Annotated in this window: 23 protein-coding genes and 1 tRNA gene; 15 read left to right on the top strand and 9 right to left on the bottom strand. The window is 54.0% G+C overall.

Annotated elements, in window-relative coordinates:
- Positions 1–8: 8 nt before the first annotated feature.
- Complete coding sequence (locus H7B90_RS32675) at positions 9–596, bottom strand: ABC transporter permease subunit (protein ID WP_260410654.1); 588 nt, start codon at positions 594–596, stop codon at positions 9–11.
- Here H7B90_RS32675 and H7B90_RS32670 point away from each other — a divergent pair.
- From H7B90_RS32670 to H7B90_RS01675, 7 genes are all read left to right on the top strand, one after another.
- A complete protein-coding gene (locus H7B90_RS32670) occupies positions 595–945 on the top strand; it encodes a hypothetical protein (RefSeq protein ID WP_260410653.1) in 351 nt (116 codons plus the stop codon). The genes H7B90_RS32675 and H7B90_RS32670 overlap by 2 nt on opposite strands.
- 224 nt (positions 946–1,169) lie before the next feature.
- Positions 1,170–3,461, top strand: coding sequence for a helix-turn-helix domain-containing protein (locus H7B90_RS01700; protein ID WP_185134127.1), 2,292 nt, complete (start codon positions 1,170–1,172; stop codon positions 3,459–3,461).
- A gap of 138 nt (positions 3,462–3,599) precedes the next feature.
- Positions 3,600–5,159: an extracellular solute-binding protein gene (locus H7B90_RS01695; RefSeq protein WP_185134126.1), complete on the top strand. Its 1,560-nt coding sequence runs from the start codon at positions 3,600–3,602 to the stop codon at positions 5,157–5,159.
- 197 nt (positions 5,160–5,356) lie between these two features.
- Positions 5,357–6,718, top strand: a complete 1,362-nt coding sequence (locus tag H7B90_RS33305) for an alpha-L-arabinofuranosidase family protein (RefSeq protein WP_185134125.1) — start codon at positions 5,357–5,359, stop codon at positions 6,716–6,718.
- A gap of 134 nt (positions 6,719–6,852) precedes the next feature.
- Positions 6,853–8,160, top strand: a complete 1,308-nt coding sequence (locus H7B90_RS01685; protein ID WP_311772665.1) for a phytoene desaturase family protein — start codon at positions 6,853–6,855, stop codon at positions 8,158–8,160.
- The gene (locus H7B90_RS01680) at positions 8,138–9,004 is read left to right on the top strand and encodes an RNA polymerase sigma-70 factor (protein WP_185134124.1); all 867 of its coding nucleotides are present in this window, start codon (positions 8,138–8,140) and stop codon (positions 9,002–9,004) included. The genes H7B90_RS01685 and H7B90_RS01680 overlap by 23 nt, the downstream gene beginning before the upstream one ends.
- A 51-nt stretch (positions 9,005–9,055) precedes the next feature.
- Positions 9,056–10,255 (top strand): winged helix-turn-helix domain-containing protein, encoded by a 1,200-nt coding sequence (locus H7B90_RS01675; RefSeq protein ID WP_185134145.1) that lies wholly within the window; start codon positions 9,056–9,058, stop codon positions 10,253–10,255.
- A 340-nt stretch (positions 10,256–10,595) separates the two neighbouring features.
- Here H7B90_RS01675 and H7B90_RS01670 read toward each other — a convergent pair whose 3' ends face one another.
- A complete protein-coding gene (locus H7B90_RS01670; protein ID WP_260410652.1) occupies positions 10,596–11,318 on the bottom strand; it encodes a GntR family transcriptional regulator in 723 nt (240 codons plus the stop codon).
- 106 nt (positions 11,319–11,424) lie between these two features.
- The gene (pfkA, locus tag H7B90_RS01665; RefSeq protein WP_185134122.1) at positions 11,425–12,387 is read right to left on the bottom strand and encodes a 6-phosphofructokinase; all 963 of its coding nucleotides are present in this window, start codon (positions 12,385–12,387) and stop codon (positions 11,425–11,427) included.
- 261 nt (positions 12,388–12,648) lie between these two features.
- Here pfkA and H7B90_RS01660 point away from each other — a divergent pair, with 261 nt between their 5' ends.
- The 3 genes from H7B90_RS01660 to H7B90_RS01650 all read left to right on the top strand — a co-directional run bounded on the left by H7B90_RS01660 (position 12,649) and on the right by H7B90_RS01650 (position 16,094).
- Positions 12,649–13,629, top strand: coding sequence for a LacI family DNA-binding transcriptional regulator (locus H7B90_RS01660; RefSeq protein ID WP_260410651.1), 981 nt, complete (start codon positions 12,649–12,651; stop codon positions 13,627–13,629).
- A 125-nt stretch (positions 13,630–13,754) separates the two neighbouring features.
- Entirely contained in the window at positions 13,755–14,567 is an 813-nt protein-coding gene (locus H7B90_RS01655) for a PfkB family carbohydrate kinase (RefSeq protein ID WP_185134121.1), read from the top strand.
- Between the two features lie 63 nt (positions 14,568–14,630).
- Entirely contained in the window at positions 14,631–16,094 is a 1,464-nt protein-coding gene (locus H7B90_RS01650) for an APC family permease (protein WP_311772664.1), read from the top strand.
- An 88-nt stretch (positions 16,095–16,182) separates the two neighbouring features.
- Here H7B90_RS01650 and H7B90_RS01645 read toward each other — a convergent pair whose 3' ends face one another.
- The 5 genes from H7B90_RS01645 to H7B90_RS01625 all read right to left on the bottom strand — a co-directional run bounded on the left by H7B90_RS01645 (position 16,183) and on the right by H7B90_RS01625 (position 21,082).
- Positions 16,183–16,881 carry an HAD family hydrolase gene (locus H7B90_RS01645; RefSeq protein WP_221481878.1) on the bottom strand — a complete coding sequence of 233 codons (699 nt, stop codon included), beginning with the start codon at positions 16,879–16,881 and terminating at the stop codon, positions 16,183–16,185.
- Between the two features lie 109 nt (positions 16,882–16,990).
- Positions 16,991–18,007, bottom strand: coding sequence for an SIS domain-containing protein (locus tag H7B90_RS01640; RefSeq protein ID WP_185134119.1), 1,017 nt, complete (start codon positions 18,005–18,007; stop codon positions 16,991–16,993).
- 286 nt (positions 18,008–18,293) lie between these two features.
- Positions 18,294–19,202: a CPBP family intramembrane glutamic endopeptidase gene (locus tag H7B90_RS01635; protein WP_260410650.1), complete on the bottom strand. Its 909-nt coding sequence runs from the start codon at positions 19,200–19,202 to the stop codon at positions 18,294–18,296.
- A 67-nt stretch (positions 19,203–19,269) separates the two neighbouring features.
- Positions 19,270–19,920, bottom strand: coding sequence for a response regulator (locus tag H7B90_RS01630; protein ID WP_185134118.1), 651 nt, complete (start codon positions 19,918–19,920; stop codon positions 19,270–19,272).
- Positions 19,907–21,082, bottom strand: coding sequence for a sensor histidine kinase (locus H7B90_RS01625; RefSeq protein ID WP_185134117.1), 1,176 nt, complete (start codon positions 21,080–21,082; stop codon positions 19,907–19,909). Before H7B90_RS01625 ends, H7B90_RS01630 begins: the two co-directional genes overlap by 14 nt.
- 114 nt (positions 21,083–21,196) lie before the next feature.
- On the opposite strand from H7B90_RS01625, the gene H7B90_RS01620 reads away from it, so the two are divergent.
- Together H7B90_RS01620 and H7B90_RS01615 are read left to right on the top strand one after the other, a co-directional pair.
- Positions 21,197–22,429 (top strand): FAD-dependent oxidoreductase, encoded by a 1,233-nt coding sequence (locus H7B90_RS01620; protein ID WP_185134116.1) that lies wholly within the window; start codon positions 21,197–21,199, stop codon positions 22,427–22,429.
- A 68-nt stretch (positions 22,430–22,497) separates the two neighbouring features.
- A complete protein-coding gene (locus H7B90_RS01615; RefSeq protein ID WP_311772662.1) occupies positions 22,498–23,151 on the top strand; it encodes a TetR/AcrR family transcriptional regulator in 654 nt (217 codons plus the stop codon).
- Between the two features lie 130 nt (positions 23,152–23,281).
- On the opposite strand, the gene H7B90_RS01610 is transcribed toward H7B90_RS01615, so the two are convergent.
- Positions 23,282–23,358, bottom strand: a tRNA-Met gene (locus tag H7B90_RS01610).
- Between the two features lie 227 nt (positions 23,359–23,585).
- Between H7B90_RS01610 and desA the strand changes: the two genes are divergently transcribed.
- Genes desA through H7B90_RS01595 form a run of 3 tightly spaced genes read left to right on the top strand, consistent with a single transcriptional unit; the run spans position 23,586 to position 26,416 of the window.
- Positions 23,586–24,653 (top strand): Delta(5) desaturase DesA, encoded by a 1,068-nt coding sequence (gene desA / locus H7B90_RS01605; RefSeq protein WP_185134115.1) that lies wholly within the window; start codon positions 23,586–23,588, stop codon positions 24,651–24,653.
- Between the two features lie 30 nt (positions 24,654–24,683).
- Positions 24,684–25,820 (top strand): sensor histidine kinase, encoded by a 1,137-nt coding sequence (locus tag H7B90_RS01600; protein ID WP_185134114.1) that lies wholly within the window; start codon positions 24,684–24,686, stop codon positions 25,818–25,820.
- Positions 25,817–26,416 carry a response regulator transcription factor gene (locus tag H7B90_RS01595; RefSeq protein WP_185134113.1) on the top strand — a complete coding sequence of 200 codons (600 nt, stop codon included), beginning with the start codon at positions 25,817–25,819 and terminating at the stop codon, positions 26,414–26,416. Before H7B90_RS01600 ends, H7B90_RS01595 begins: the two co-directional genes overlap by 4 nt.
- The last annotated feature ends 121 nt before the right edge of the window (positions 26,417–26,537 follow it).

Genomic DNA, 26,537 nt, shown 5'->3' with positions numbered 1-26,537 from the left:
TTCCTCGTTCAGAACAGGGAATTATCCGGACTGACCTTGCGGACGATCATGTTGACTCCGAACACGAGAATGAAGCCGACAACGGACTGGTAGAGCCCTACGGCCATCGCCTGAGCCGGGTTGCCGATCGTTCGCAAAGCGCGGAATACATACGTATCGATGACGTCGACGGTCGGATACAACAAGCCGTTATCCTTAATGATGGCGTAAATCATGTCGAAGCTGCCGTACATGATCTTGCCTAGCGCCAGCAAGGATAGAATAATCACCGTAGGCATAAGCAACGGCAACGTGATGTAGCGGATCTGCTGCCGACGGTTGGCGCCATCCATGGTCGCCGCCTCGTATAAGGAAGAGTCGATACCGGCAATCGCCGCCAGATAGATGACGAGCGAGATGCCGACCTCCTTCCAGACGTTCACGGCGACGAGAATCGGCACCCAATAATTCGGTTCGGAATACCAGTTCTTCTGGGGAAGGCCTAACCAATCCAGAGTCTGATTAAGCAGTCCGTAATTAGAGGCGAAGAAGCCGTAAAGCACGTAGCTGATGATGACCCAGGACAAGAAATGGGGAAACAGGATGGTGGATTGCATGATTCGGGAGAAGCGTCGGCCCCTTAATTCGGTGAACAAGATAGCGAGCAATAAGGCGGCTGCCGTGCCGACGACAATAAATAGGAAGTTCAAAACGAATCGTATTGAAGGTCACTTGCCAGGCGCGATCGGACAAGAAGAAGAATTCGAAGTTATCCAAGCCGACAAACGGCGACTTCCAAATCCCCAGCTTGTAGTTGAACTTCTGGAAGGAGATCAGGATGTAAGGCAGCGTCAGGTAGCCGAAAATAAACGTATAGAGAACGGCGGGCAAAGCGAGCGAGTAAGCGACGTAATTTCTTCTTATTTCCCTGACTGGACGTTGAAGGTGACCCCGGTTCATACGTGATTCCTCTCCTCCGGATTGGCTTAAGAGCAAGACTCTATATCTAAACTAGCTCAGCGCCATTTCGGATTAAACTTTGATTTATGGCTCCCCCAACACTTTTCCGATCCTTGCGATTTCGCTTTTTTAAATTCCCTTCGAATTCCGGCGATTGAGGTATGAAGCGTGCTGGTTCCTTGCTACAATGTTGAGACGAAAAGTACTGTTTGCATACCGGGGGAATCTCGATGCAGATTCGCAAGAAACTATTTCTTTATGCAACCTATCGCAAGCTGTTCCTCAGTTTTTTCTTGCTGCTCTCCGTCACGATCGGAGTCGTCTGCGCGGCTCTCTACATGTTTTTCTCCGCCAACTCGGTGAAGGAGGTCGCCGGCATCTCTCAGTCGATGCTCCGTCAGACAAGCTATGTGGCGAACATCGTCAACCAGCAAGTGTACGAGATCGGCAACCATCTGCTGAACAATCCCGACATCGTAACGGGGATGTTCAATCCGGAGATCGACCGTCTGCAGGAGTATCGCGTCGTTCGTGCCCTGACGGATGTGCAGGCAGGCTACCCGTTTCTGAATTTCATCGGCATCTATAATGGTTACACCGAACGTTATATGAACAATAAGGGGGTCAGCCGCCAAGCCGAGGCGGAGCTTCTGGATCAAATCCCGGAATCTTCCGAGACCGCCTATAGCAGCCTATATCCGCGAACGTTCGAGGATCCGGTCACAGGCGCGGGCGAACAGGTGTTCACCTTCGTGCTCAAACCCGGGTTCAACTCTTACCTGCCCAGAAAGGGAGCCATCGTCATCAATATGAACGAGAGCTACATCCAAGAGCTTGTTCAGCAGATGCGAAGCAATCGTGCGGACTTTATTGTCCTTGCCGACGATGCCGGCTCCATCCTGATGCAGAGCGACAGCGAATCGCCGCTCGTGAACGTCGGCAGCGAAGCTTATCTGAGCCGGATGCTGGCTTCCGAAGAGACAAGCGGGAGCTACGCCGTAGTCATTGATCACGAGAAGTATCTGGTCAGCTATGTCAAATCCGAAGAGCTGAACTGGTCATTCGTCAGCATAAACCGTTACAAAGACCTGCTGTCGAATCTTGGGCGGCTCCGTTCCATTGTGCTGTCCATTGCATTAGCGATGTTTCTGGCCGGAGTCGCGGCGGCAATCTGGCTGACAAACCATATGTACGACCCGCTCGACAAGCTGCTGCGCAAGCTGAACTCAACCTATGCGGTCGGAGGGGATGGAGCGCGCCGGCAAGTCAACGAGTATTCCCTGCTCGGCGAAGCGTTCCAAGACATCTCAGATCAAATTGCCTCCATGGGCCCGGCCTTGCAGATCGCCAAGAAGAGCCATCTGCTGAATTACTTTAAAGGAAGCCAGGTCGACTTTGCGAATCGTTACCTGGAGCCGCTTAAGGGCCCCGACTTCGTCGCGATCGTTCTCAGGATCGATCGCTTCGCCGCGTTCAGCCATATACACTCGGAGCAAACGCAATCGCTCATTCGATTCGCTATCTGCAACATAGCCCAGGAATTGACGGGAATGGAGGCTATCGTTGTCGCTGCGGACGAGGTGGGAGTACTCGGAAGGCTGGATTCTCCTATCCTTCCGACTGCGCTGCAGGCGCGGCTGCAGGACGTTCAGCGGCATGTCGAGGAGTACTTCAAAATCACGGTATCCATCGGGATTGGTCCTATCGTAAATACGGACATCGAGATTCGCGATTCTTACGAGAAGGCCAAGGAGGCGCTTCTAAACCGGTTCTTCGCCGGAGCGGGCAGAATCTTCTATAGCGAAGACGACGAAGAATCGCCAGAGGAGCTTCGCTACCCCTCCGCGATAGAGAAGGTACTGGTGGAATCGATTCGGGCTTCTCGCGACGACATCGCCGCTAAAGAGATCGATGCATTGGCGGTCTACGTATCCGAGCTTCCTTATGATCAGGCGCTGCTGTGCCTGAATCAATTGGTTATATCGATGTACAGGAGCTTGGCCATCGTACCCGCCTGCAAGAGCGAAGCCAACGGACTCATGGAGATGGCTACAAGCTTGACGCTGTATGAGACATTGGAAGAAATCATCTCCGAGTTGAAGCGGATTTGTACAGCCGTCTCCGAGGCAATCCGAGCCCATTCGAAAGGCAGACATGGGGAGATTATCGAAGAAATCAAAGCGTATATCGAGCAAAATTATTCGAAGCCGGATCTGTCGCTGGACTTCATCGCCGATCGGGTTCAATTGACGCCGGGCCATCTTGGGAAAATATTTAAGGCCCAAAGCCAATCGTCTTTCAATGATTACTTAAAAAACGTAAGGCTGGAAAAGGCGAAGGAACTGTTGCTGGAGACGGACGACTCGGCCAATACGATTAGCGAACGGATCGGCATCTTTAACACGACCTACTTCTACACGATATTCAAAAAGAAGTATGGCCTATCGCCGGCCCAGTACCGTTCGGAAGCGCTTGCCAACCGTTTGAAATCGCCTGAAGAGAAAGCCGATATTCCCGAATAATTGAAATCGCGCTCCGAATCGCAGCCGGCAAAAGCCCTTGAATCGAAGCAATCTCCGGATTTCGTAGTTTACGTTCTTCCGGGTGCAGCCCTATTATGGGCCTGTACTTCAAAACGCGAATAAAGGAGAGGGGCTCGTATGGTCGAAAAGAAATATAGCTACAGACGTCCGCTGGCGCTGCTGCTTGGAGCTGCGCTCGCGACGTCCGCGCTTGCGGCCTGTTCGAATTCGAAGAGCGAGGGCAATGCTTCCGAGGGAGGAGCGAAGCCGTCGTCCACGGCTAGCGCCGATAGCGGCGGCGCCAACGGAGACAAGTTGCCCGTTCGTTATGTCATGCCGGGCACCGCGCCGCAGGATCAGGCTATGGTGGAGGAGGCCATTAATAAGAAGCTGGAGCAGGACGGACTTCCTCTGACGTACCAAGCCATCTATATCCCGTGGGACGTATGGGATCAGAAGACGAATTTAATGATGTCGACGGGCGAAGAGTTCGAGCTGATCCATATTATGCACGACTTGAAGGGGCCGAATATCCTCGCAAGCAATGGCGGTATCATCCCCATTGACGATCTGCTGAATCAATACGGCGCCGACTTGAAAAAGTCGCTTCCCGATTGGGTTTGGGATGCCGCGAAGATTCATGGCGAGACGTACTTCGTGCCGGACTTCTGGACCGACACCGCCTATGCGGACGGGATGATCACCATTCGCACCGACCTGCTGAAACAAAACAATCTGCAGCCGCCGAGATCGCCCGAGGAATTACTCTCGATGGCGGAAACACTGAAGAAAAATTGGCCCGAAGACAACAAAGACGTGTACATTCGAGTGCTGAAGGAAGAGACCCCGGCTTACCTGCACACGGCTTACGACACGTATCCGTTTACAGTGTTCCAAGATTTGATCTACGTGGATCAACAAGGCAACGTGAAGCCTTGGATCGAGACGGATGAATTCAAAAAGGACGCTCGGTTTTTCCGGGAAGCCTATACCCGTCAGTTAATCAATCCGGATATTCTCACCGTCCCGAAGGAGTTGGAATCGAAGGAGGAATCCAACGGTAGATTCCTATACCGCGAAGCCGAGGCGCTTATCGGCGACTTGGCCAATAAAGTCCCGGGAGCTTCCGTAGACACCTTCTATCTGAATGACAAGCCGAAGTTCCGTTCTTACGGCGTTCGCAACTCCAATGGGGTGTCCGCGACCAGCAAGCATCCCGAAGCGGCCATCGAGTTCCTGAACTGGCTGTACAGCAAGCAGGAGAACTTCGATCTCGTCATGTACGGCATCCAGGATGTCCATTGGAAGGACGATGGGCCCAACAAGATGGAGGTGCTGAAAAAGGACGACAAAAACGCCCCTGCTTATCAGCTGCAATACTGGATGCTGGGGAACATCAAGATGGGGCGCTGGACTCCGGAGACCCATCCGACGTATGTGAGAACCAAGACGACGGTCGTGGAGGACGCGATCAACAGCGTCACGGTAGGCTTTAACTTCGACGCGAGCAAGGTCGGGGTAGAATATTCGAATTGTCTGACGGAGCTTAAGACGAGCATCTATCCGATCAAACTCGGATTGATCGACTATGACAAGGCGTTCCCCGAAGCCCTCAAGAGGATGAAGGCCGCGGGCCTGGATAAGGTCGTTGCCGAATATAAACGCCAGTTCGAGGAGTGGAAGAAGAGCAACGCTTAAGTCTCCGTCGCAGTTAATACGACTAGGAGTGTGTTCGTTGGATGCAAGCTCGAATTAACGTAGACGTTACGAAGAAGCAGAATTTAGTCCATCCTTTTATATACGGACAGTTTATCGAGTTTCTTGGAAGGTGCATCGATCAAGGGATCTATTACCCCGGTTCTCCGTTGTCCGATCCTAATGGATTTCGTCAAGATGTGCGGGAGAAAGTCAAGGGGCTGCAGCCTCCGATTCTGAGATTCCCCGGCGGCACGATGGTGAAGTTGTACCACTGGATGGACGGCGTTGGAGCGAAGGAGGAGCGCAAGCGCCAGAGCAATCGGATCTGGGGCGGGGTCATCGATCACGCATTCGGGACCAACGAATTCATTCAATATTGCCGGGAGATCGGGGCCGAACCCTTCATCATCGTCAACATGGCGACGGGAACAGCCGAAGAAGCGGCGAATTGGGTGGAATATTGCAACGGAACGGACGACACGTACTATGCGAATCTGCGCAGAAGCCATGGCTTCGAGGAGCCGCATAACGTCAAGTACTGGGGACTTGGCAACGAGGAGGCTGCGGTCCCTGATATCGGCTTCCTTCATGATCCGCATGAATACATTAAAGCCTCTTGGGAGTTCGCCAAGCAGATGAAGTTGGCCGACCGTTCGATTAAGCTCGTCATGGTAGGGGAGAAGCCGGAGTGGAACAAGGCGATTCTGGATGAGCTTCATCCGATATGCGATTACCTGTCGCTGCATTATTATGCCCGCTCGGAGAACGAGGACTACGCCAGCGTGTTCAATCATGCGGTCGCAATGGAGAACATAATCGTCGATACCAAGAAGCTTCTCGATCGTTACCCCGCAAGGGTGGAGTCCTTCGATCGCTGGTATCGATTCCCGCCAAGACAGCGGAAAATTCAGATCGCGCTTGATGAATGGGGCATCTGGCAGAACCAGAGTTCGGACGATTACGTTGCGGATATGGAGGCCGTCTTCAACTGGAAGGAGGCGCTGCTCGTCGCTAGTATGCTGAACGTGATGCAGCGGCAGAGCCATGCGGTGACGATGGCGACTTTCGCGCAGCTGGTCAACATTCTGGCGCCGATCTTCACGAACGAGAACGGTTCGTTCTGTCAAACGATCTATCACCCGTTGCAGCTGTACCGGGAACACAGCGGGAATTGGAAGCTGTCGTGCGAAGCGGAATCCATGATGCTATTGGACGGAGATGGACAACCGACCGCTAGCGCTTGCCTGGATGTATCGGCTACCTACCATGATGAGAAAGGCGAGGTTGTCGTTGCCGTTGTCAACCGCCACCCGGAACAGTCTGTGAGCGCGAAGGTGTCATTCGTCGGAACGGAAGGCTTGGAGATCTGCGAGGCGATCGAATTGAATTGCCCGTCGTGGGAGACGGTTAACGGCTTTGATATCGCTGACCAGGTAACGCGCATGGCAAAGACGGATGCTCGGTACGACTCGGATGGAGGGTATGGATTTCCTCCTCATTCGATCACGCTGCTTAAACATCGCTATTCCATAGATAAACTTGCCGATACGACGAATTAGGATCGAGGGCACCCATTCCGGGTGTCCTCTAAGTGTACTCCAGGAAATTTCCCTTAAACCTTTTTTTTGCGTATCTGTCACACCTCCCATCCCTTCCCCGTCATACAGGTAAAATTCCGAAGGGATGATGAGCGATGCAAATGCAAAAGGTTGATGTGGTCGTGGTTGGCGGAGGAATTGCGGGTTTGACAGCGGCTATATACGCCGCCAAAGCCGGGAAGCGAACGATCGTCATTGAAAAACAGAATCGCTTAGGCGGCCGGGCCGTCTCCAACAAGAAGAAGGGAGCTTACTTCAATCTGGGCGCGCATTCCCTGTATAAGGGAGATGCGTACGCGACTTTCCATGAACTCGGATTGACCTTGCAAGGAAAGAAACCCTCGGCCTTCGCTTATGGCATTTGGAAAGGGAAATTAAGCGCCTTGCCTTCGGATGCGAAGTCCCTGTTTACGACCCCGCTGTTGTCTTGGAAAGGAAAGATGGAGTTCGCTTCGTGTCTGATGAAGCTTTCCAAAGCGGATACTCGTCCCTTCGACCGGATCAGCATCCGCGAATGGGTCGAAGGGAATCTGCGAGATCCCATGGTGCGCAATATCTTCTATTCGTTGCTTCGTGCCGCCAGTTATGTGGCCGGGCCGGATTTGCCAGCCGCCGGTCCTGTATTGAGACAGCTGCAGAATGCCCTTAAAGGCGCGTTGTACCTGGATCGCGGCTGGGGCGAATTGATCGAGGAATTGCGGAAGAAGGCGTCCGACCTGGGCGTGCGGTTGGTAACCAATATCAAAGTCTCGTCCATCGATACCCGTGACGGGACCGTGCGGCAGGTTCTCTGTGAAGACGGAACGAGAATCGATACGCGCCATGTTATCCTTGCCACATCGCCTGCTATCGCATATGAGTTGGTGCCCTTCGCCAAGCAAACCGCCCTTCATACCTGGAAAGAACAAGCGATTGAGGTCACGGCGGCTTGTCTGGATGTGGCCTTGAAACGACTTCCCAAGCCCAAACAACAATTTGCTTACGGGATTGACCAGACCGTGCTGTTTAGCAATTATTCGCGTGCGGCTTATCTAAGCGACGATGGCGCGCAAGTCATCTCGCTCATTAAGTACCAAGGGAAAGACGCCGATCCGGAGAAGGATTTGCGCGAACTGGAAGGCGTGCTGGATTTGATGCAGCCGGGATGGCGGGAAGAATTGGTCGTCAAGCAATACCTTCCTAGAATGACGGTTTGTCACGACTTTGCGCATATGAAACGTCTTGAGAATCCCGGACCCGCTGTCCCGGAGATACAAGGATTATATGTAGCAGGAGAATGGGCGTCGCACGGTGAAGTATTGGTCGACGCCGCGACGGCAAGCGCCAAGAGAGCCGTCCGACACATGCTCTCCCTTGAGGGTAAGGAGAGGAATGTCTTCTATGAACACAGAGGAATTATATAAACGTTATAAAACGGAGCTGTTTTCGTTAGCCTATCGAATGCTCGGCAGCGTTATGGACGCGGAAGATATCGTACAAGACGCTTTCTTGAGCTACGATAGGCGGTCGGACGCCGGGACCATCCGCAACGAAAGGGCATTTCTATACAAAGTCGTAACGAACCGTTGTCTGGATCTTCTGCGCTCGTCGGCCAAAAAACGGGAGATGTACGTCGGTCCATGGCTTCCGGAGCCCCTTATTGAAAAAGGGGCTTCGGACAACGATCCGTCCCATAAGTATTTGCGGTCCGAATCGATTTCCACGGCTTATCTTCTGCTTCTGCAGCAACTGAGCGCGACGGAAAGGGCGGTTTTCCTGCTTCGGGAGATTTTTCATTATTCGTTTGAAGAGATTGCCGATATCGTCGGGAAAAGCACGGCCAATTGCCGGCAAATTTTCCACCGCGCCAAAAAAAGCATCCATTTCGACCCGGACCAACAACCGCCGTCGGTGTCGATCGCGGAGGAGAAGATTAAAGAGTTTGTGAACTCGCTGCTGCAAGGGAATACGACGAAGCTTCTTGAACTGGTTAGTGAGAATGTCGTGCTCTACTCGGACGGCGGAGGCAAAGTAAGAGCGGCGCAAGTGCCTGTTGTCGGGTTCGAGCAAGTGCTGAAGTTGCATCAAAGTGTGATTAAAATGCATGCGGGTAAAATTACGTTCTCGTACCTTACGGTCAATGGGCTCCCCGGAATCCTCATTCGTTTGGATGGAGAAATCAAATATGTTTATTCATTTGCCTATCGAGATCAGAAGATCGAAGCGATCTATACTGTCGCCAATCCGGAGAAGTTGAGTCATCTATAAGAGCAGATGCTCTATATGATAAAAGAGACGCGAATGAAGGCAGGTGTGAAGATGATCCAATTAACGAACCGCCAGGCAAGGCAATTTCTGTTGTTGAAGCATGGACTTGTGGGCGAATATAAATTCAGTGAGAAGCAGGGCGTATTGGACTTTGTTCGGCAGGTCGGCTGCATTCAATACGACCCCATCGACGTCTGCGGGAAAAACGCCGAATTGGTGCTGCAGTCGCGAATACAGGGATTTACCAAGGGAATGCTCGCCGAGCTGCTGTATGAGGATAGAAGACTGGTCGATTATCCCGACAAGAACCTGGCCATTATCCCTGTCGAGGACTGGCCGTATTTCGAGCGATACAGGCAAGCGGCCCGAAGACATGCTGAACGCTATCCAGACATGGAAGCGTTGACAGCGCAAGTGCGGACTCATATTCAAAATCACGGTGCGCTAAGTTCGGATGATTTTAAATTGGAGGGAAATTTCTCTTGGCATTCGGCCATCCACTGGAGCGGGGGAACCAATTCATCTCGATCGGTGCTGGAACAGATGTATTCGACGGGCGAGTTGATTATCCATCATAAAAAAGGAACGCGTAAATACTACGACATAGCCGAGAAGCACATACAGCCAGATCTTCTGAATGCAGCAGAGCCGCTGGAGGATGAGCTTGAGCATCATAAGTGGCGGGTACTGCGTCGAATCGGCTCTGTCGGTCTCTTATGGAATCGTGCGTCGGATGCATGGCTGAATATATGGGGGTTGAAGGCAGCGCAGCGCAACGAGGTTTTCCGCCAGCTATTGCACGAAGCTCGCATTGTTGCCGTTGCCGTGGAACAAATAAAGGATATGCTGTACTGCCTCGCGGAGGATTTACCGCTTATGGAAGCCGTTCTGCAAAATCAGGAGCCGAAATGGCGTTGCGAGCTTATTGCCCCTCTGGATAATTTCATATGGGACCGGAAACTGATCAACGACTTGTTTGGCTTCGATTACACCTGGGAGATTTACACGCCTGCAAGCAAACGGAAATTCGGCTATTACGTGCTGCCTCTATTATATGGAGAGAGCTTCATCGGACGAGCCGAGATAATCGTGGAGCGAAAAACGGGAACGCTCGTCGTTAAAAACATCTGGTACGAGAACGGTGTGAAGCAAACAACGCAATTGCAAACAGCCTTGAACAGTTGTTTCCAAAGATTTGCGCTATTCAACGAGTGCGGGAAGATTTCTGCAGAGTCTATGAACGGATATTGAAATTCGCGTTCTACTTTACATACATGTCATGCGAATGACTTTACCGCTTACCACTTTTTCGATTAGTGAAGCTGGCCGTTATCCCATCAACCAATGACAGCGCAGCTTCAACATTTTATTTTTATCTCCAATAGCTCAAGGCACTTGGAGTCATCTTCCAGAAACATCTCTATGCCCGCGCCCATGTGAGCCCGGGTTAACTCGTCAGAGCGAGTGTCAGTGAACAATCAACCTAGGCAATGCGATAGGGGCACGCAAAAATGCCCTCCGGCGACGGCGCGCAAGCGCGTCTCTACCGGTGGGCATCCGTGTGCGGATAACATTTGTCCATATCCCGCATTCAGGGCAGTTCGGACTCCACGGCGGGCTGGAACACCTCGTTCTCGAACCGGGCCTTATACGCCGGATACCGGGAACGCACGTATTCGAACGGCGTGCCGTCCTTCATAAAGCCCAGGCTCTGGAACAGGACGATCGGACTGTCCTTCTCGATGCTTAGATAAGCGGCTTCGGTGACGTTCGCCTGCTTGACCTCAATCGAGCGCTTCGCCCTGTGGATCGCGATGCCATATTCCTTAAGGAAGGCATACAACGATTGCTCGGCGAAGTTCGCCTTGGGCAGATCGGTGCACAAGGCATAAGGAAGATAAGAGGTGACGAGGCAGATCGGCTCGCCGTCCACGAACCGCAGACGCTCCAGGACGAACACTTCGGAATCCTGCTGAACCGCTAGCCGCTTGGCGATCTCCGCCGTCGCCGGGACGATCGTCTGTTGCAGCACCTTGGTCGTCGGCGCCTTGTTCTGCATGCTGGCATCCTCATAAAAGCCGATCGACCACTGCATAGCGTGGTCTACATATTTTTTCTCCGCTACAAAGGTGCCCTTGCCGGGCAGCCGGACGAGCTCTCCGTCGTTCTCCAGCTCCTCCAGCGCCCGCCGGACAGTAGGCCGGCTCACGCCGAACGTGTCGCACAGCTCCCGTTCGGAAGGGATCGGCGACAGCGGCGGCAGCTCCTTTAGCTTCTCCATGATCAGCTGCTTTAACTGATAATAGAGGGGCATTGGGCTGCCCGGTACGAGCTTCGGATGCTCTTTGATGCCTACCGCCTCCTTGGTTGACAGTTCTATCCCCCCTAGTGTAATGGATAAGCTCGCGTTTCTCAATCGCTTAGATAGAGATGCTATTGCTCAGCTCATACAGCTCCAGATTAACGGCCGGCTTCTCGCTATGCAGCAAGTCGAATCCGTTCGCGACGAGCCGGTTGGCCCGCAATCCCAGCATTTTGCCGACGGGCTCGCCCGAGGCCAGCAGCTCGACGGCTTTGGCCCCCCACCTGCTCCCCAGCAAACGGTCGGTCGCTGACGGCGATCCACCGCGCTGCATATGCCCCAGCACGGTGACGCGAGTATCCAACCCGGTCCTCTCCTTGATCATCTCGACCACCTTCGCTCCGCTGCATACGCCTTCGGCAACGATGATCGTACTATGCTTCTTGCCCCGCTTGTTCGTCTCCTCCAGCTTGTCCGTGATCTCTTCGATATTGAAGTCGACTTCGGGGATGACGATCGACTCCGCGCCTCCTGCCAGTCCCGCCCATACCGCGATATTGCCGCTGTGCCTCCCCATCACTTCGATGACGGAGATACGGTCATGCGAAGCGGCCGTGTCGCGGATCTTGTCGATTGCCTCGATGACGGTGTTCACTGCGGTATCGAATCCGAGCGTCATCTCGGTGCCGGGAATATCGTTGTCGATCGTGCCGGGAATGGTCACGGTGGAGATGCCGAGCTCGAACAGCTTCTGTGCGCCTCGGCTGGACCCGTCTCCTCCAATGACGACGAGACCTTCAATACCGAACTTGCGAAGCTGGGCCAGCGCAGCCTGGCGTCCTTCCTCGGTCTTGAACGCATCTGAGCGGCTTGTGCGGAGTATCGTGCCGCCGCGGTGGATGATGTCGCCGACGCTCCCGAGGTCAAGCTGTCGGATCGTTCCCTCGATGAGACCTGTGTAGCCATGGTAGATGCCGTATACTTCGATATTCATCGAGATGCCCTTGCGGACGATAGCCCGTATGGCTGCGTTCATGCCGGGGGAATCTCCGCCGCTGGTGAGTACACCGATTTTTTTCATGGATAAGTTCGCCCCTTCAACGTTTATGTTGATGTTACCTGTGGTAATTACCTATGGTTATAAAATATCACCCATAGGTAAATAAAGCAATGGATCATTCTCAAAAATCGACCATGTTAGATAACATTACATTGCAATCGTTTTCACGAAAAAAAACTTTTTGACATCGTCGAAAATCTGTCTTATGATCAAGGCAACTCAAAACTGAGAGCGGTCTTAAACCGAGACGGCCCAAAGGGGGGGACGAATATCAAGATCACGTTGGAGAGCGTAGCGGTGCGAGCCGGTGTATCGCGGGCGACCGCGGCGCGTATTCTGGGAGGCTATTCGGGCAGCCGGTCCAAGGCCAGGGCCAGGGTGCTGCAGGCGGCGGAAGAGCTCGGCTACAAGCCGAACAAGCTGGCCAAGAGCCTGGCCAGCAGACGGAGTTTCAAGATCGGCGTTATCCTACCGGATATTGAGAATGCGTACTTCGCCAGACTCTATCGGGGCGTCGAGCGGGTGTGCCATAACGCCGGCTACACGGTCACCCTTGGCATCAGCGGGGAGAATGCGGAACAGGAGCTTCTCCTGCTGCAGGACATGCTGTCCGAGCAGGTTGAAGGCATCGTGGTTGCGCCGTCGGACGGACTTAAAGGCTTGACGGAGAGTACCGTGCCGGTCGTCTCGGTCGACCGGATGCCAGCTAATGAGATGGCCGGAGACGGCTGGGTCACGACCGATAACTACGATTCTGCCTATCGGGCGACCGCCGCGCTGATCGATGCGGGATACCGGAGGCTGTCCCTTCTTCTCAACCTGCCGCATATCTCGACGACGCACGAACGTATTGCCGGCGCCAGCGAGGCCGCAGCCGAGCGCGGCTTACTCATAGATAGGCATGTCATGGCATCTCATCTGCTAGACGACATCGTCCCTGCGATCGCTGACTATCTCAGCGAGGCGAAGCCGGATGCCGTCATCGCCGGCGACGCCGTCATCTGCACGGCGGTCGTCATCGCCGCACGCAAGCTCGGCATCCATCTTGGCGACGAGATGGGCCTCGTCACTTACGACGACGAGCCTTGGATGTCGCTGCTGGAGCCTGCCATCTCGACGATCGAGCAGCCTGTCTACGAGATCGGCGAGACGGCGGCGAGCCTGCTGATGAGTCGCATCAACGGATCTCTCGAGGGAGAGCGGCATATACGGCTTTCAAGCCTGCTGAAGCTGAGAGGCTCAGTCCGTGCGCTCAAGCCTTGACGAATGCAACGCCGCGCGATCCACAATGCAATGAAAGGCCGTTCGAGCGGCCCGCCTCACCCAAATTTGAGAGCGGTCTCAGTTTTCGAACAATTCAAAGAATGACTCGCAGGAGGTAGAGACTCATGATTATCGGAATCGGCGACAATTGTATCGACCACTATCTGCCGCCCATCGACAAGTCCTTCGCCGGAGGCAATGTCGTTAATGTCGTAGCCAATCTGCAGAAGCACGGTCAGCCCGCCGTCTACATCGGAACGGTCGGCACCGACGACCGGGGGACAGCCTTGATCTCGGATCTTCAGAAGTTGGGCATGAATACGAAGTTTATCGCGAGGAAAGAAGGAACCACGGGGATCACGGAAATTGAGCTTGTCGGCGACGGCGAGTACGTGATCCGCAGCGAGGAGTACGGCGTCAGCTCGCACGTCAGCCTGGATGGCGAGACGCTTGAGTATCTGCGCGAGCATGCGACGTTGATCCATCTCTCGCTGACGGGAGGGGCCATCGAACTGCTGGACCAACTCGCAACGCTGTCCAAGCCGCTCTCCTGCGATATCAGCACCTTCTACGCCAAGCATGACCGAGCGTACTGGGAGCGCATCCTGCCTCATCTTGCGTATGTGTTCGTATCTGGGGGATCCGCCGCTTCCGACGACGAAGTTCGTCGCTTAGCCGCCGATATCGCAACCTTCGGCGCGAAGCATGTCATCGTCACCAGAGGAGCGCGAGGCGTCACGGCGTTCTGGGACGAGAAGGAGGTGAGTCAGGCGTCGTTGCTGTCCGCATCGGAGGTCGTCGATCCGCTGGGAGCCGGAGATGCGTTCATATCGGGCTTTCTCGATTCCCTGAAGCGAAGCGGGAGAACCATCGAGGACCATCTGCTGTCCGGCAGTATATGGGCGGCCGAAGCTTGCAGCCGATTCGGAGCTTGGTGATAGACGGCAACAGGACCCCGGTTGCCGTGCCACCGGCAGCCGAAGTCCTGGCCGAACAGACGAATGAGGAGGCTTCACATGGAAAATCCGCAAAAGACCAACTTGTTAAAGAAAAACAGCGTCACGTTCTGGGGTGCCCTTGCCGTATCCGCAGCGTTTATGGGGCCAGCCGTCAGCATCTTTTTTAACATGCCGCCCGCGGCCAAAGCGGCCGGTGCCGCATTCCCTCTCTCGTTCCTGATCTCCCTGATTGCCATCCTTTTTATCGCCAATAGCGTAATTCAGTTTTCTAAAAAAGTCAATGGAGCAGGCTTCGCCTTCACGTTCGCCTCGCATGGCGTCGGTCCGAAGACTGGCTTCATGGCAGGCTGGACCTTGCTGCTCGCTTATGCGATGATCTCGCCTATAACATACGCAGGCTTCGGCGAGATGCTGTCCGAATTCCTGGAACGGCAGTTCGACGTGCACGTCTCCTGGATTCCCTTCTTTATCCTGATCGCCATCGTCGTCAGCGTGCTATCCATGTTCGGTGTCAATCATTCGACGATTACGACCATTATTTTTCTCGTACTGGAGCTTGCCATCGTGCTCGCGGCTATCGTTAGCGTCTTCATCGGCGGCACCGAGCCCTCGCTCGCGCCGTTCAATCCCGCCAACGCTTCGGGAGGCTTCTCCTCCGTAGGTTTGGCTATGGTATTCGGCATTCTGTCCTTCACCGGCTTCGAGGCCGCCGCCAACCTGGGAGAAGAGGTGAAGGATGCCCGTCGGACGGTACCGCGCGCCATTATCCTCTCCGTTATTATGATCGGCATCTTCTACGTGCTGGGCGCGTACGTCGTCAGTATTTTCTTCAACGACCCGGCGGCCGTTGCCAACAATGATGCGCCGTTCGATACGATTGCCCGCTCGCTCTGGGGCGACAAATTCGCATGGATCATCACGCTGACTGCCTTGAACAGCGTGTTCGCCAATGCCGTGGCCGGCCAAACCTCGGTCGTACGCAATATTTTCTCATTGGGGCGCGAAGGCATTCTGCCTCGCTCGCTTGGCAAGACAAATTCGAAGGGCGCGCCGGTCAACGCAATCGTATTCGACCTGATCCTGTCGGCGGTCCTCGGTCTCGGCGTGGGACTCTGGAAGGACGGCTGGGCGGTATGGGGCCTGCTGGGCAGCATTATGGCGCTCGGGCTGATCGTCGTATACGGCATCGTAACCTTCGCGCTGCCCCGCTACTATCTGAAGCAGCATAGGAGCGAGTTCTCGCCATGGAAGCATCTGATCTTCCCGATCATCGGCATGCTTCTGCTCCTGCTCCCCCTTTACTCCAGTCTGTACCCGGTTCCGGACTTCCCTAACAATCTCGCGCCGTACATTCTCATCGCCTGGATCATCGGCGGGTACCTGTACCTGAGCGGGATCAAACGGCGCAATCCGGAAGTCGTCGATTCGTTCGGATCCGTCTTCCGCGAGGATTCGCACAGCGGCGGAGGGTCGCTGCCGTTGGTCGGCCAAGAATCCCTGAAGTAATCACGGCACGGCGAAGGCCCCGTCCCATGAGGGACGGGGTGCTTCTCACGTTACAGGGGGCTATAGTCCGAGGCAGGGAAAAGCCAGGTCAGGCCGGACCGCTGCCGAAAGCGCGGCCGCCGGCACCCTCTACGAGCTTTGTTAGCTCGGATAGCAGATTCGCCAGTTTGTAGTCGCCCATCGAGGCGATCCGCAGTTCGTAGTTCTCGAAGACGAGACGCTCCGTGACGGCGTTCGGCACGATAATGCACTGAAGTCCCGCCGCCTTGGCCGCCTTCGCTCCGTTCACAGAGTCTTCGAACGCGACGGCTTCCGAAGGCCGGACGCCTAGCGCTGCCGTCGCCCGGAGGTAGAGTTCGGGGTCGGGCTTGATCTCCGTCACGTCGTCCTTCGTCAGAATGACATCGAAGTATGGCAGCAGGCCGAGCCGTCCCAGGAAACGGTCGATCCACGCGCGGTTCGAGCTGGTCGCAAGACCGATGCCAAGACCCGCGGCGCGAGCATCCTCCAGGAAGCTGCGAACACCTTCTCGCGCGTCGGTCTCGCGCATCATGTCTTCGTGCAGCAATGCGGCGTTGGTTCTAATCCTCGCGAGGCGTTCGTCGCTGCCCGCTTGCTCGGCGATGTAGGCAATGAGCTCGTCGTCATGGGTGCCGACGCATCTGCAGAACAGTTCGAGCGGGAACGTCAGGCCTTCTTCTTCCATCGCCTGCAGATAGCTGCGGTACCAGGCCGTCTCGGTATCGATGATCAGTCCGTCGAAGTCGAATACAAGGGCTTTAATCAAAAGGTTTCCCCGCCTTTCGTTTGATGTAAAGAAAGGTTAACCGGAAGGAGGCCGAGCCTCACTTCTGATTAACCTGCGATCGGATAGAACGGACGGGCCGTCCGGCTGATTAGTATTGAATCCTTCTATAGTACCTTCTCGTCGTCAGCGGGTGGTTGCGCACGTGCTCGAGATGGGCGCTGACGCGTTCCAGCAGCGTTGCGAACACGATCGGAGAGAACCAGCCGCGGAACTCCGCGTCCACGCCGGGCAGCTCGAATTCCTTCGAGTCGAACACTGTGAGCTCGTCCGTATACTGAACGGCGAACCGTTCGACGCGCTCCATCATTGGACGCGTCTCGTCCTCGCCCTTGAAGAGGATAACGCTGACGCCTTTTTCGACCAGCTCAAGCGTACCGTGGAAGAAATCGTTGGCGCTGACGGCTTTCGTCTTAATCCACTGCATTTCTTCAAGTATGCACATCGCGTAGTAGAACGTCTCGCCCCAGGAAGTGCCCGATCCTACGAGGAGATGGTACGGCGTGTCCTTGTGCTTGTCGGCCCAAGCCTTCGCCCGGTCTTCGACCTGCTCCTTTACTTTTAACAAGCCTTCCGGCAGCTTGGCTATCGAATTTGCGAAAGCTTCGTATTGCGGGAACTCGCCGCGCTTGTTCATGATGCGAGCGATAAGCAGGTAAAATTGCATGAAGAACGATTCGCAGGAAGTATCGTCCTCTGCGAAGTTGACGAAGGTGTAGTCGGTCGCTTGGGCAAGCGGCTTGTCTCCATGGCCGACGAAGCTGATCGTCGCAGCTCCCTTCTCCTTAACGAACTTGGCCGCTTCGATCGTCTCTGACGTTGTTCCCGACAGCGAAGCCATCACGACGAGCGAGTCCGGACCGAAGTGCTTGTGGTTCATTGCCAAGAAGTCGGCCGCCGCCTCCCGATACACCGGAAGCGTCGAATGAGTCTTCATGATGTATTCGGCAGGCATCATCAGGATGCCCGCGCCGCCGGAGCCGATCAGGAACAGATTTTTAAATCCGCCTTTGCCTTCGATCTCGTCGAGCGCCTTGTCGATGGCATCCTTCTGGGAAGCTGCGCCGTTCTGGATCTTCAAAAAACGTTCTACGTCAAAGTTAAACATTCGTACGCCTCCATTCCTTTTATATTACCAGAGGTTAATGTTTTAAAATCCACTGGTAATGTACCACTGGTAACAATATAACATCCGGATAGACCATTGGCAAGTGGGCGGTATAAAAAAATGGCGTCTCGTAGTTAGAGACGCAATGCCAGTTGAACGACTCAGCGCGGAAGAGCCCTCAAGCGGCCGCTTGAAGGCTCTTCTATGTCCATCCTTATGACTTGCAGGCGCGGCTCAGGCATTACTCGCGGCGGAAGTGATCGACAGCCGGTTAGTTGCCTGCCGTTTACTTGGATACGAGAAGATTTCCGTTCCCGGCTTCAACCCTTCGATTCCTTGCGGCCGCAATTAGCATCGGAACGGAGATCAGAAGACTGACTACGACCGGAACGATAGAGCCCTCGAGACCAAAGCTGCCTCCTGTGAGGAGCGCGTCGCCGTTCGCCTTGACAGTAAATAGACCGGCAGCAGAGTGTCCGGAGACAGGAAGGCCGAGCAAGCCTTCAACGGCATTCCAGGCAAAATGCAGTCCCATGGCGAACCACAAGTTCCGCCGCCACAAGAAAGCGGCTCCGAGCAGCACGCCTGCTTCCAGGACGATGGCGAACGCGCTCCACCATGTTGCCCCCGGATTTCCAAGATGGGCCGCTCCGAAGAAGAGAGAGGTCACGGCAAGGGCTAGCGAGCTTCCCCCCATTTTAACCAGGACTTGGAACAGAAGTCCGCGGAACATCAGCTCCTCGACAATGGCCGCCCCTAAGGCTGCTCCAAGGGAGGATGCCAGAACGGAACTCGTATCCGCGGAGCTCGCCCACTGGAAGGAGTACCCTCCCAGCGCCGTAATCATAACGGCGGATCCTGCGATAAAGACGGTCCCGGTCAGGATGCCCCGAACAGCCTCCATCCCTGCGCGCTGTCCGGAGATCTCCGGAGCGGACCGCCGGGCCAGGCGGGTCATCGTGAGCTTATAGACCAAGATGGCCAGGAATCCCATGATAAGCGTAAGAATAAGGGAAGCTATCCCCTCTACCCGCTCTGTCAGCTGCCGGAAGAACGCATCGATAAGAAGAATGCCGACAGCCCCCGCAATCATCCAGACGATCGGAAAGCGCCAAAATGAACTCCAAGCGCTTAACTTCCCGCTATTCTGCAGCGGAGCTTTATTTCGAGACCCTTTTCCCTTCATGTCCTTCATCGCCTCTTCCGTTGTTCGATGCTATGAGTATAGGCGGAAAAAGTCATAAAGAGACAGTGCGGTTTAGTCATAATGAAGGATCCATAAATCCCGAATCCCGGGCTTTGCGGGCGGCCTCCCGCCTTCCCTTCACATTAAGCTTCGAATAGATCGTTGAGATATAATTTTTGACCGTTCCTTCGCTCAGATACAACGCCTCGGCAATCTCCTGATTGCGCAGGCCGGCAGCCAGCTTGTGCAGCACTTCGATCTCGCGGACCGTGAGCCCGAATTCATTCTTTGCCGCAGGGGCGGCAGCGGTCATGTTCCGGATCATTTTACTCGCCATCTCCTGCGAGATTAACGTCCCTCCCGCCTGAACGACTCGTATGCCTGCAGCCAGGTCTCTGGGATGAATGGCCTTGAGCAGATACCCTTCCGCTCCATAGCTTAACGCCGATACCACGTACTCCACTTCCTTATAGGAAGTCAGCATGACGATCTTGGTCGCAGGGATTCGCTCTTTAATCAGGGCCGTGGCGGCGACGCCGTCCATGACCGGCATGTTGACGTCCATCAGCACGATATCCGGCTTCAACCGCTCGCAGCCCTGCAGGGCTTCTTCCCCATTCTTGGCCAGACCGACAATCTCCAAATCCGGTTCCATGGACAGCACGATATGCAGGCTCTCGAGAATTAACTCTTGATCGTCGGCGAGCAGCACTTTAATCTTCGCCATGCGGCATCACTCCTGTCAGCGGGATTTCGCATCGGACTTCGGTTATCGCTGGAGCTCCCTCCCCGGACGATAGGCGCAGACGGCCTCCCAACCGCTCCACCCGATGTCTCATCGTGGTCAAGCCGAAGCCGTCCTGCGGCTTGCCGATCGGTTTGCCGTTATTGCGAACGGACAATCTCAGGTGGTTCTCCGAATATGTAAGCTCGAGATGAAGCTGAGAGGCTTTCCCGTGTTTTAGCGCATTGGTGAAGGATTCCTGGATGACCCGAAGGATCGTCTGCCGGACTTCAAAACGGATGGACCGCTCTGTCTCCGGCAAACTCAAGGTCAGAGCCGTACCCGTGTGCTCCCGGAAACGGTTCGCCAGGGATTCGACCTGTCGGATCAGACTGGATTCCTCTTCTTCCCCCATCTCGTGCACGATGTTCCTCATTTCGTCCAAATTTTCCTCCGCCAATGCTCTTTTGCGAATGAGCCGATCCTTGGCCTCGGCCGGCTTGCTATCCATAAGGGCCAAAGAAGCATCAAGGCTCAGGATAAGCGAGATAAAGGAATGCCCCAGCGTATCATGAAGCTCCTTGGACATTCGGTTGCGCTCTTCAAGCAACGTCATTTTCTCGATCTCGGCCGAGTAGTGAGTTAACAGCTTATTTTGACGCTCCACCTCCGCTACCAGCTTGTTCTTCTGGTCATACGCATTGGCGACGAAGCTTGCCCACATCCCGATGAAGCCGAACAGCAGGTTGTCTGTTCCGATGCTTAGGGATTGCTCCCAAGATAATCTTAGGGAGGACTGGAAGGAGAAGGGGATGAGGACAAGCAAGGGAAGGATCCAAAGGGTTCGCTTCGTCAATAAATACCCCATTGCTAGACTCGGCAGCAAGTAGTCCGCCTTCGATGTCAAATCCGGATGAATGACGGAATTCACATAATAAGAACCGCCTAGCAATAGCTCCAGCACGCCGAACCAGACTTTGTTCTCGCGGCGCCCAGGGAACCAGAACAGCAAAGGGACGACAAGGGCCAGGCCCAGCCAGACCGCATTTAATAACGTCCGGTTCGAGAACTCGCTTCCTGACAGAACCCGGGATAACAGCAAAATATAATGGTATAGACGAAGAGCGAATATACCCCAGTCCATGAGAGATAAGATTTTTTTCATAGCCTCATCATACAGGAAATGGCTTGCTCATTAACAGTCATTGACAGACGGAGGAGGAACGCTGTAATATAACGATGTTATATAAATATAACTTAGTTAAAGAGAGGGATTCTTATGAGCTCACTATCCGTAGTCATTATCGGCGGCGGTCTCGGAGGACTTGCCTTGGCGCAAAGTTTGAAAAAGAATCACATCGACTTTTATGTTTACGAACGCGAGCAGGAGGACAACTTCGTTCAAACAGGCTATCGAATCAAAATAAATGAGAGTGGTTCCCATGCGCTGCGGTTTTGTCTCCCTGAGAAGCTTTACGATCTCTATATGGCAACATCCGTTATAGGACCGGCACACCCCGTCTTCCTGGATCCGATCTCTCTGGAGCCCGCGGAAGAACAGCACCCGCTGTACGACAAAGCCGAAGCCACGCCAGCCGTCAATCGGTTTACCTTCCGTGAAGTGTTGCTTGGCGAACTAGGGGACAGAATCCGTTACGGGTACCGGTTCACCCATTATGAAAGGTTAGAAAACGGACGCCTAAGAGCGTGGTTCGATAATGGGGAGCATATGGACGCGGATGTCCTGGTTGGCGCTGACGGGGGAGGCTCCAAAGTTCGCCATCAGTACAAACCGGGGGTGAACATTTTCGATACGGGCGGAAGGGCGCTTTATACCAAGGTATTTCTGAATGAGGCGCGGAGAGAGGAACTGAGGAGGCTCATTGGGGATGGCAGCATGAGATGCCTTCTAGCTCCGGAAGGTGATGCTCCGGTCTCCCTCCTGCTTGAAGACATGGCCTTTAAGCCGAATATGGAACATTTGCCCGAATCCATGTCCCTTCAGATGAAGATCTCTCCTCAACAGGATTACCTGTACGCCGTGTTCGCGTGTTCGCCCGAGTGGTTGGGGATTCCTGACGAGCAGCTCTTCCAATTGAACGGGTTCGAATTGTTGTCCTTCACTCAAGAGAAAACCAAGCATTGGCATCCGCAAGTAAAACGGATGCTGGAATTAGCGGAGCCGGAGAAGACGGCCGTCTATCATCTCCGTAATGTTCTGCCGTATAAGCCTTGGAAAGAGACGACCTCTCTGGTTTTGCTGGGAGACGCCCTGCACCCCATGACACCGGCAGGGATCGGCGGGAACGCGGCCCTCTTCGATGCCTGCGAGCTCTCGAAACAATTAATCAGCGTTAAAAACGGGGAAAAGGAACTTCTGACCGCGCTGCGCGATTATGAAGTAAGTGCCATCGAACGCGGGATGAGGGATGTACGTCTCTCCTCGAAAGCAGGGGAAGGCATGTTCAACCAGAGGCCGCTGCCCGCCGAAGATGTGGAATTAGAGGAGTAATCCGTGGCTGAGCTCCCCTCCATATAGAGTATAATAAGGCATATAAGAATTTATGGAATGGAGTTGGAATGCTTCCCATGCCTCATCGCAGGCCACATATCAGCGAGGAGAAGATCATAGCGGCCTCGTGGCGGCTTCTATCCGAACATGGAATCGAGAATTTCACAATAAGAAACCTCTGCAAGGAATTGAACGTTCAAGCCCCTACGATCTATTGGTATTTCGAGAGTAAGCAGGTTATTTATCAAGCGTTGGCCAACCTGGTATCGAGAGAGATCATAAGCGAGCTTCCCAAGCAAGGAGACTGGCGGGAGAGGCTTCAGCTAAGCGCGACGGTTATTCGGAGGAAGCTCCAGCAGTTTCCTTGCTCCGGTCAACTTCTGATGAAGTCGAGGCCGGAGGCCGATTTTATGGAACTGTTCGAATCCCTGTTGCAGATGATCGAACCTGCTTCGTTGACGGATGAGCAAAAATTTTCATACACGACCCATTTGTTTAACTACGTCATCCATTTCGCCGTTGAAGAATATGAACAACGCATGCTGCAGATATCGTTAGAGGCGGGTAAAACGGAGAATGCTCACTCGGATCTATCGCCATTCAAATTGCTTCGACGGATGCACGAAGAAGGCGTGTTTAATTTGATGGGTTCGGACGAACTGTTCCATTCCGGGGTTCTCTTATTGCTGGATGGAATCGAGCAGAGGGTGAAAAGGGTTTGACCCCTTTCCGGTCGAGCCTTAAGCATTGCGAAAACGGACGATTTCGACACGATACAAACAAAGAATGCCTCTAATCCACGTTCAGTGGTTTAGAGGCATTCTCCTATCGTATGTAGCCGGAATTGCAGGTTGGTTGCGGGGGCAGGATTTGAACCTGCGGCCTTCGGGTTATGAGCCCGACGAGCTACCGGGCTGCTCCACCCCGCGATAGTATGACTGAGCCATTCGATGCTTCACGTCGGTCAGGTCTCTCATACTACAGCAGTTCGAGCCAATATGCAAGCTCATATATTGGAATTTCCTTCGAGGGCTAAAGGGATTTATCGCATGCACATGACATTTGTCATGCCCTCCGCTTGACGTTTATGACTTCAACGGACAGTTCTTGTTTTCTATAATAATGATACTGTTCGGTTAAGGAGGAATAAACGCCCGTGGCAGATACCGAGATCTCCAGGCTGAAGCGCGCGATGGCCCCATACGAGAAGACCGATACCCGATCGAGTATTCGGCAGATCCTGAATACGACGGTGCCTCTAGTGCTTCTTTGGTATGCGGCCTATTTGTCCCTTGCCGTATCCTACTTGCTGACGCTCCTCCTGGCTATCGTAACGGCCGGCTTTGTGATCCGCCTGTTTATCCTGTTCCACGATTGCTGTCACCAATCATTCTTCAAGAGCCGCTTGGCTAATGATATACTGGGTACGATTACGGGTATCCTGACTCTGGTCCCCTATCAGCAGTGGAAACGCTCGCACGCGATTCATCATGCGACGAGCGGCAATCTCGATAAGCGGGGCACGGGGGATATGTGGCTGCTGACGGTACAGGAATATGCCGACTCTCCGTGGTGGCGCCGGATCGCCTACCGGATTTATCGCAACCCTGTCGTCATGTTCGGGCTCGGTCCGATCGCCGTCTTCCTGATTGAATACCGCTTTAATCGCAAGGGAGCCAAGCGCAAGGAACGAATCAATACGTACGTCACGAACCTATCCATCCTCGCTTTGTATGCAGGCTTATGCTGGGCTGTCGGATGGCAGTCCTTCCTGATGATCCAAGGCCCGATCTTTATGGTATCCGGGCTGCTCGGGATTTGGCTGTTCTATGTACAGCACCAGTTCGAGGACTCCTACTTTGAGAATGAGGAGGAATGGAGCTATGTGCAAGCCGCGGTGGAGGGAAGCTCTTATTACAAGCTGCCCAAGGTTCTGCAATGGATCACCGGCAATATCGGGTTTCACCACGTCCATCACCTGAGTCCGAAGGTGCCCAACTATAACTTGGAGAAGGCGCACAAGGAGACGCCGCCTCTTCAGAAAGCGACGACGATCACGGTGGCGACAAGCCTGAAGTCGCTTCGGTACCGCCTATGGAACGACAAGAGCAAGACGTTCGTCCGCTTCAAGGAGGTCAAGTCGCTTCTGGGCAAACCCGAAGCCGCGAAGGCATCCATCAAGGAGCCGATGGCCGGTCATAGGCCGAACTGGCAAGGGGAATAATGGAGGGAACAGGGGGCGGGATGAGAGCCTATGCAGAATTGGAGCCAAGTGTCGCGTAAAAATACCGGGCTTAGTCCTTACGTATGGGTTGTCTTTTACATCCTCCCTTTTTATTTCGTCTTCCGTTCTTCGTCCACGCATGCGATCGTCATAGGCATTGCGATGATCATCGTCTATTTCGTATGTTATGTGCTATCCTTTGTGTCCAAAGGGTGGCTCGTTTATTTTTGGACGAGCGTGCAAATCGCGATATCGTGTGCGATGAGCCTGACGTTCGGTTACGTGTATTTTTCGCTTTTTCTGGCCTTTTTTATCGGCAATCTCAAGAATCGGGTCGTCTTCTTCACGCTATACACCATCCACATCGTCAGCACCTTCGCTACGGTATACTATGGCTTCGTCATCCAAAATCCGGTCTTTTTTCAACAGCTGCCCTTTGTCTTTCTGAGCCTGATCGCCGTTATTCTGCTTCCGATAAGCACTTATAACAGAAATAAAGAGGGCCGGCTGCAGGGACAGCTGGAGGACGCGAACAAGCGAATATCCGAGCTGGTCAAGCTGGAGGAGCGGCAACGAATTGCCCGCGACCTGCACGATACGTTGGGACAGAAGCTTTCCCTGATTGGCCTAAAGAGCGAGTTGGCGGGAAAATTAATCCATACAAACGCGAAGCAGGCCGCGATTGAAATCCATGATATCCATCAGACCGCTCGAACGGCGTTAAAGGAAGTTCGCGAGATGGTCATGCAGATGCGAGGTACGAAGCTGGAGGATGAGCTGTACCGGGTTAAACAGATCTTGATGGCGGCTCAAATCGAGTTTACGTTGACGGGCGACCCCAGGCTGGCGAGCACGTCCCTTCTGGGCGAGAATGTCATCAGCATGTGTATCAAGGAAGCCGTCACCAATGTCGTGAAGCACAGCCGCGCCACTTCCTGCTCCATAGCGATCGAACCGGACGCGCATGAGGTCGTGGTCACGGTGCGGGATAATGGAATTGGAGTGGTCGATTCGATCGGCTGTTCAAGGGGCAACGGCATACGGGGGATGAAGGAGCGGCTTGAATTCGTGAACGGGACTCTGGACCTCGTCTCCGACCAAGGGACGACCGTGGTCATTAAAGTGCCGAATTCTTACAAGCGGTCGGATAAGGAGGAATCCCGATGATACGGGTTGTCATTGCCGAGGATCAGAAGATGCTTCTTGGAGCGCTGGCCGCGCTCCTGGAGTTGGAAGGCGATATTACGGTCGTCGGAAGGGCCAATAACGGGGAGGATGCGGTCAAGCTCGTGTCGCAATTGAGACCGGACGTTTGTATCATGGACATCGAGATGCCGGGGAAGAACGGCTTGGACGCGGCGGAGGAACTGAAGGGAAGCGGATGCAAGGTCATTATTCTGACGACCTTTGCCCGGCCCGGCTATTTCGAACGCGCGGTTAAAGCGGGAGTGAACGGCTATTTGCTCAAAGACAGCCCAAGCGAGGAACTGGCCGCCTCTATTCGAAGCGTAATGGCGGGAAGGCGGATCTACGCTTCGGAGCTGGTGGATGACGTCTTCAATGAAGGGAATCCGTTGACGGACCGGGAGAACGAGGTGCTGGTGCTGATGGCCGACGGCAAAGACACGAAGGAAATCGCCAGACAACTCTTTATCACGGCGGGGACGGTCCGCAATTACATTTCCGTTATTCTGGATAAACTAGATGTCAGCAACCGGGTCGAGGCGATCAAGCGTTTTAAAGATAAGGGATGGTTCAAATGATACGCGCGCACGCTAGAACGCTATCTCAAAATTTGCAATTGCGCGCTTAGGGGCATTCGCTGTGTTGCGAACGTGAAAGTTATTAAATGGCAGCCAATTCACATATTGAAAAGGGTCTCAT

This window comes from Cohnella xylanilytica (assembly GCF_014212175.1).
Classification (GTDB): Bacteria; Bacillota; Bacilli; order Paenibacillales; family Paenibacillaceae; genus Cohnella; species Cohnella xylanilytica.
Note: the sequence above shows the minus strand (reverse complement) of the source record. Positions and strands in the feature narration are given on the sequence as shown.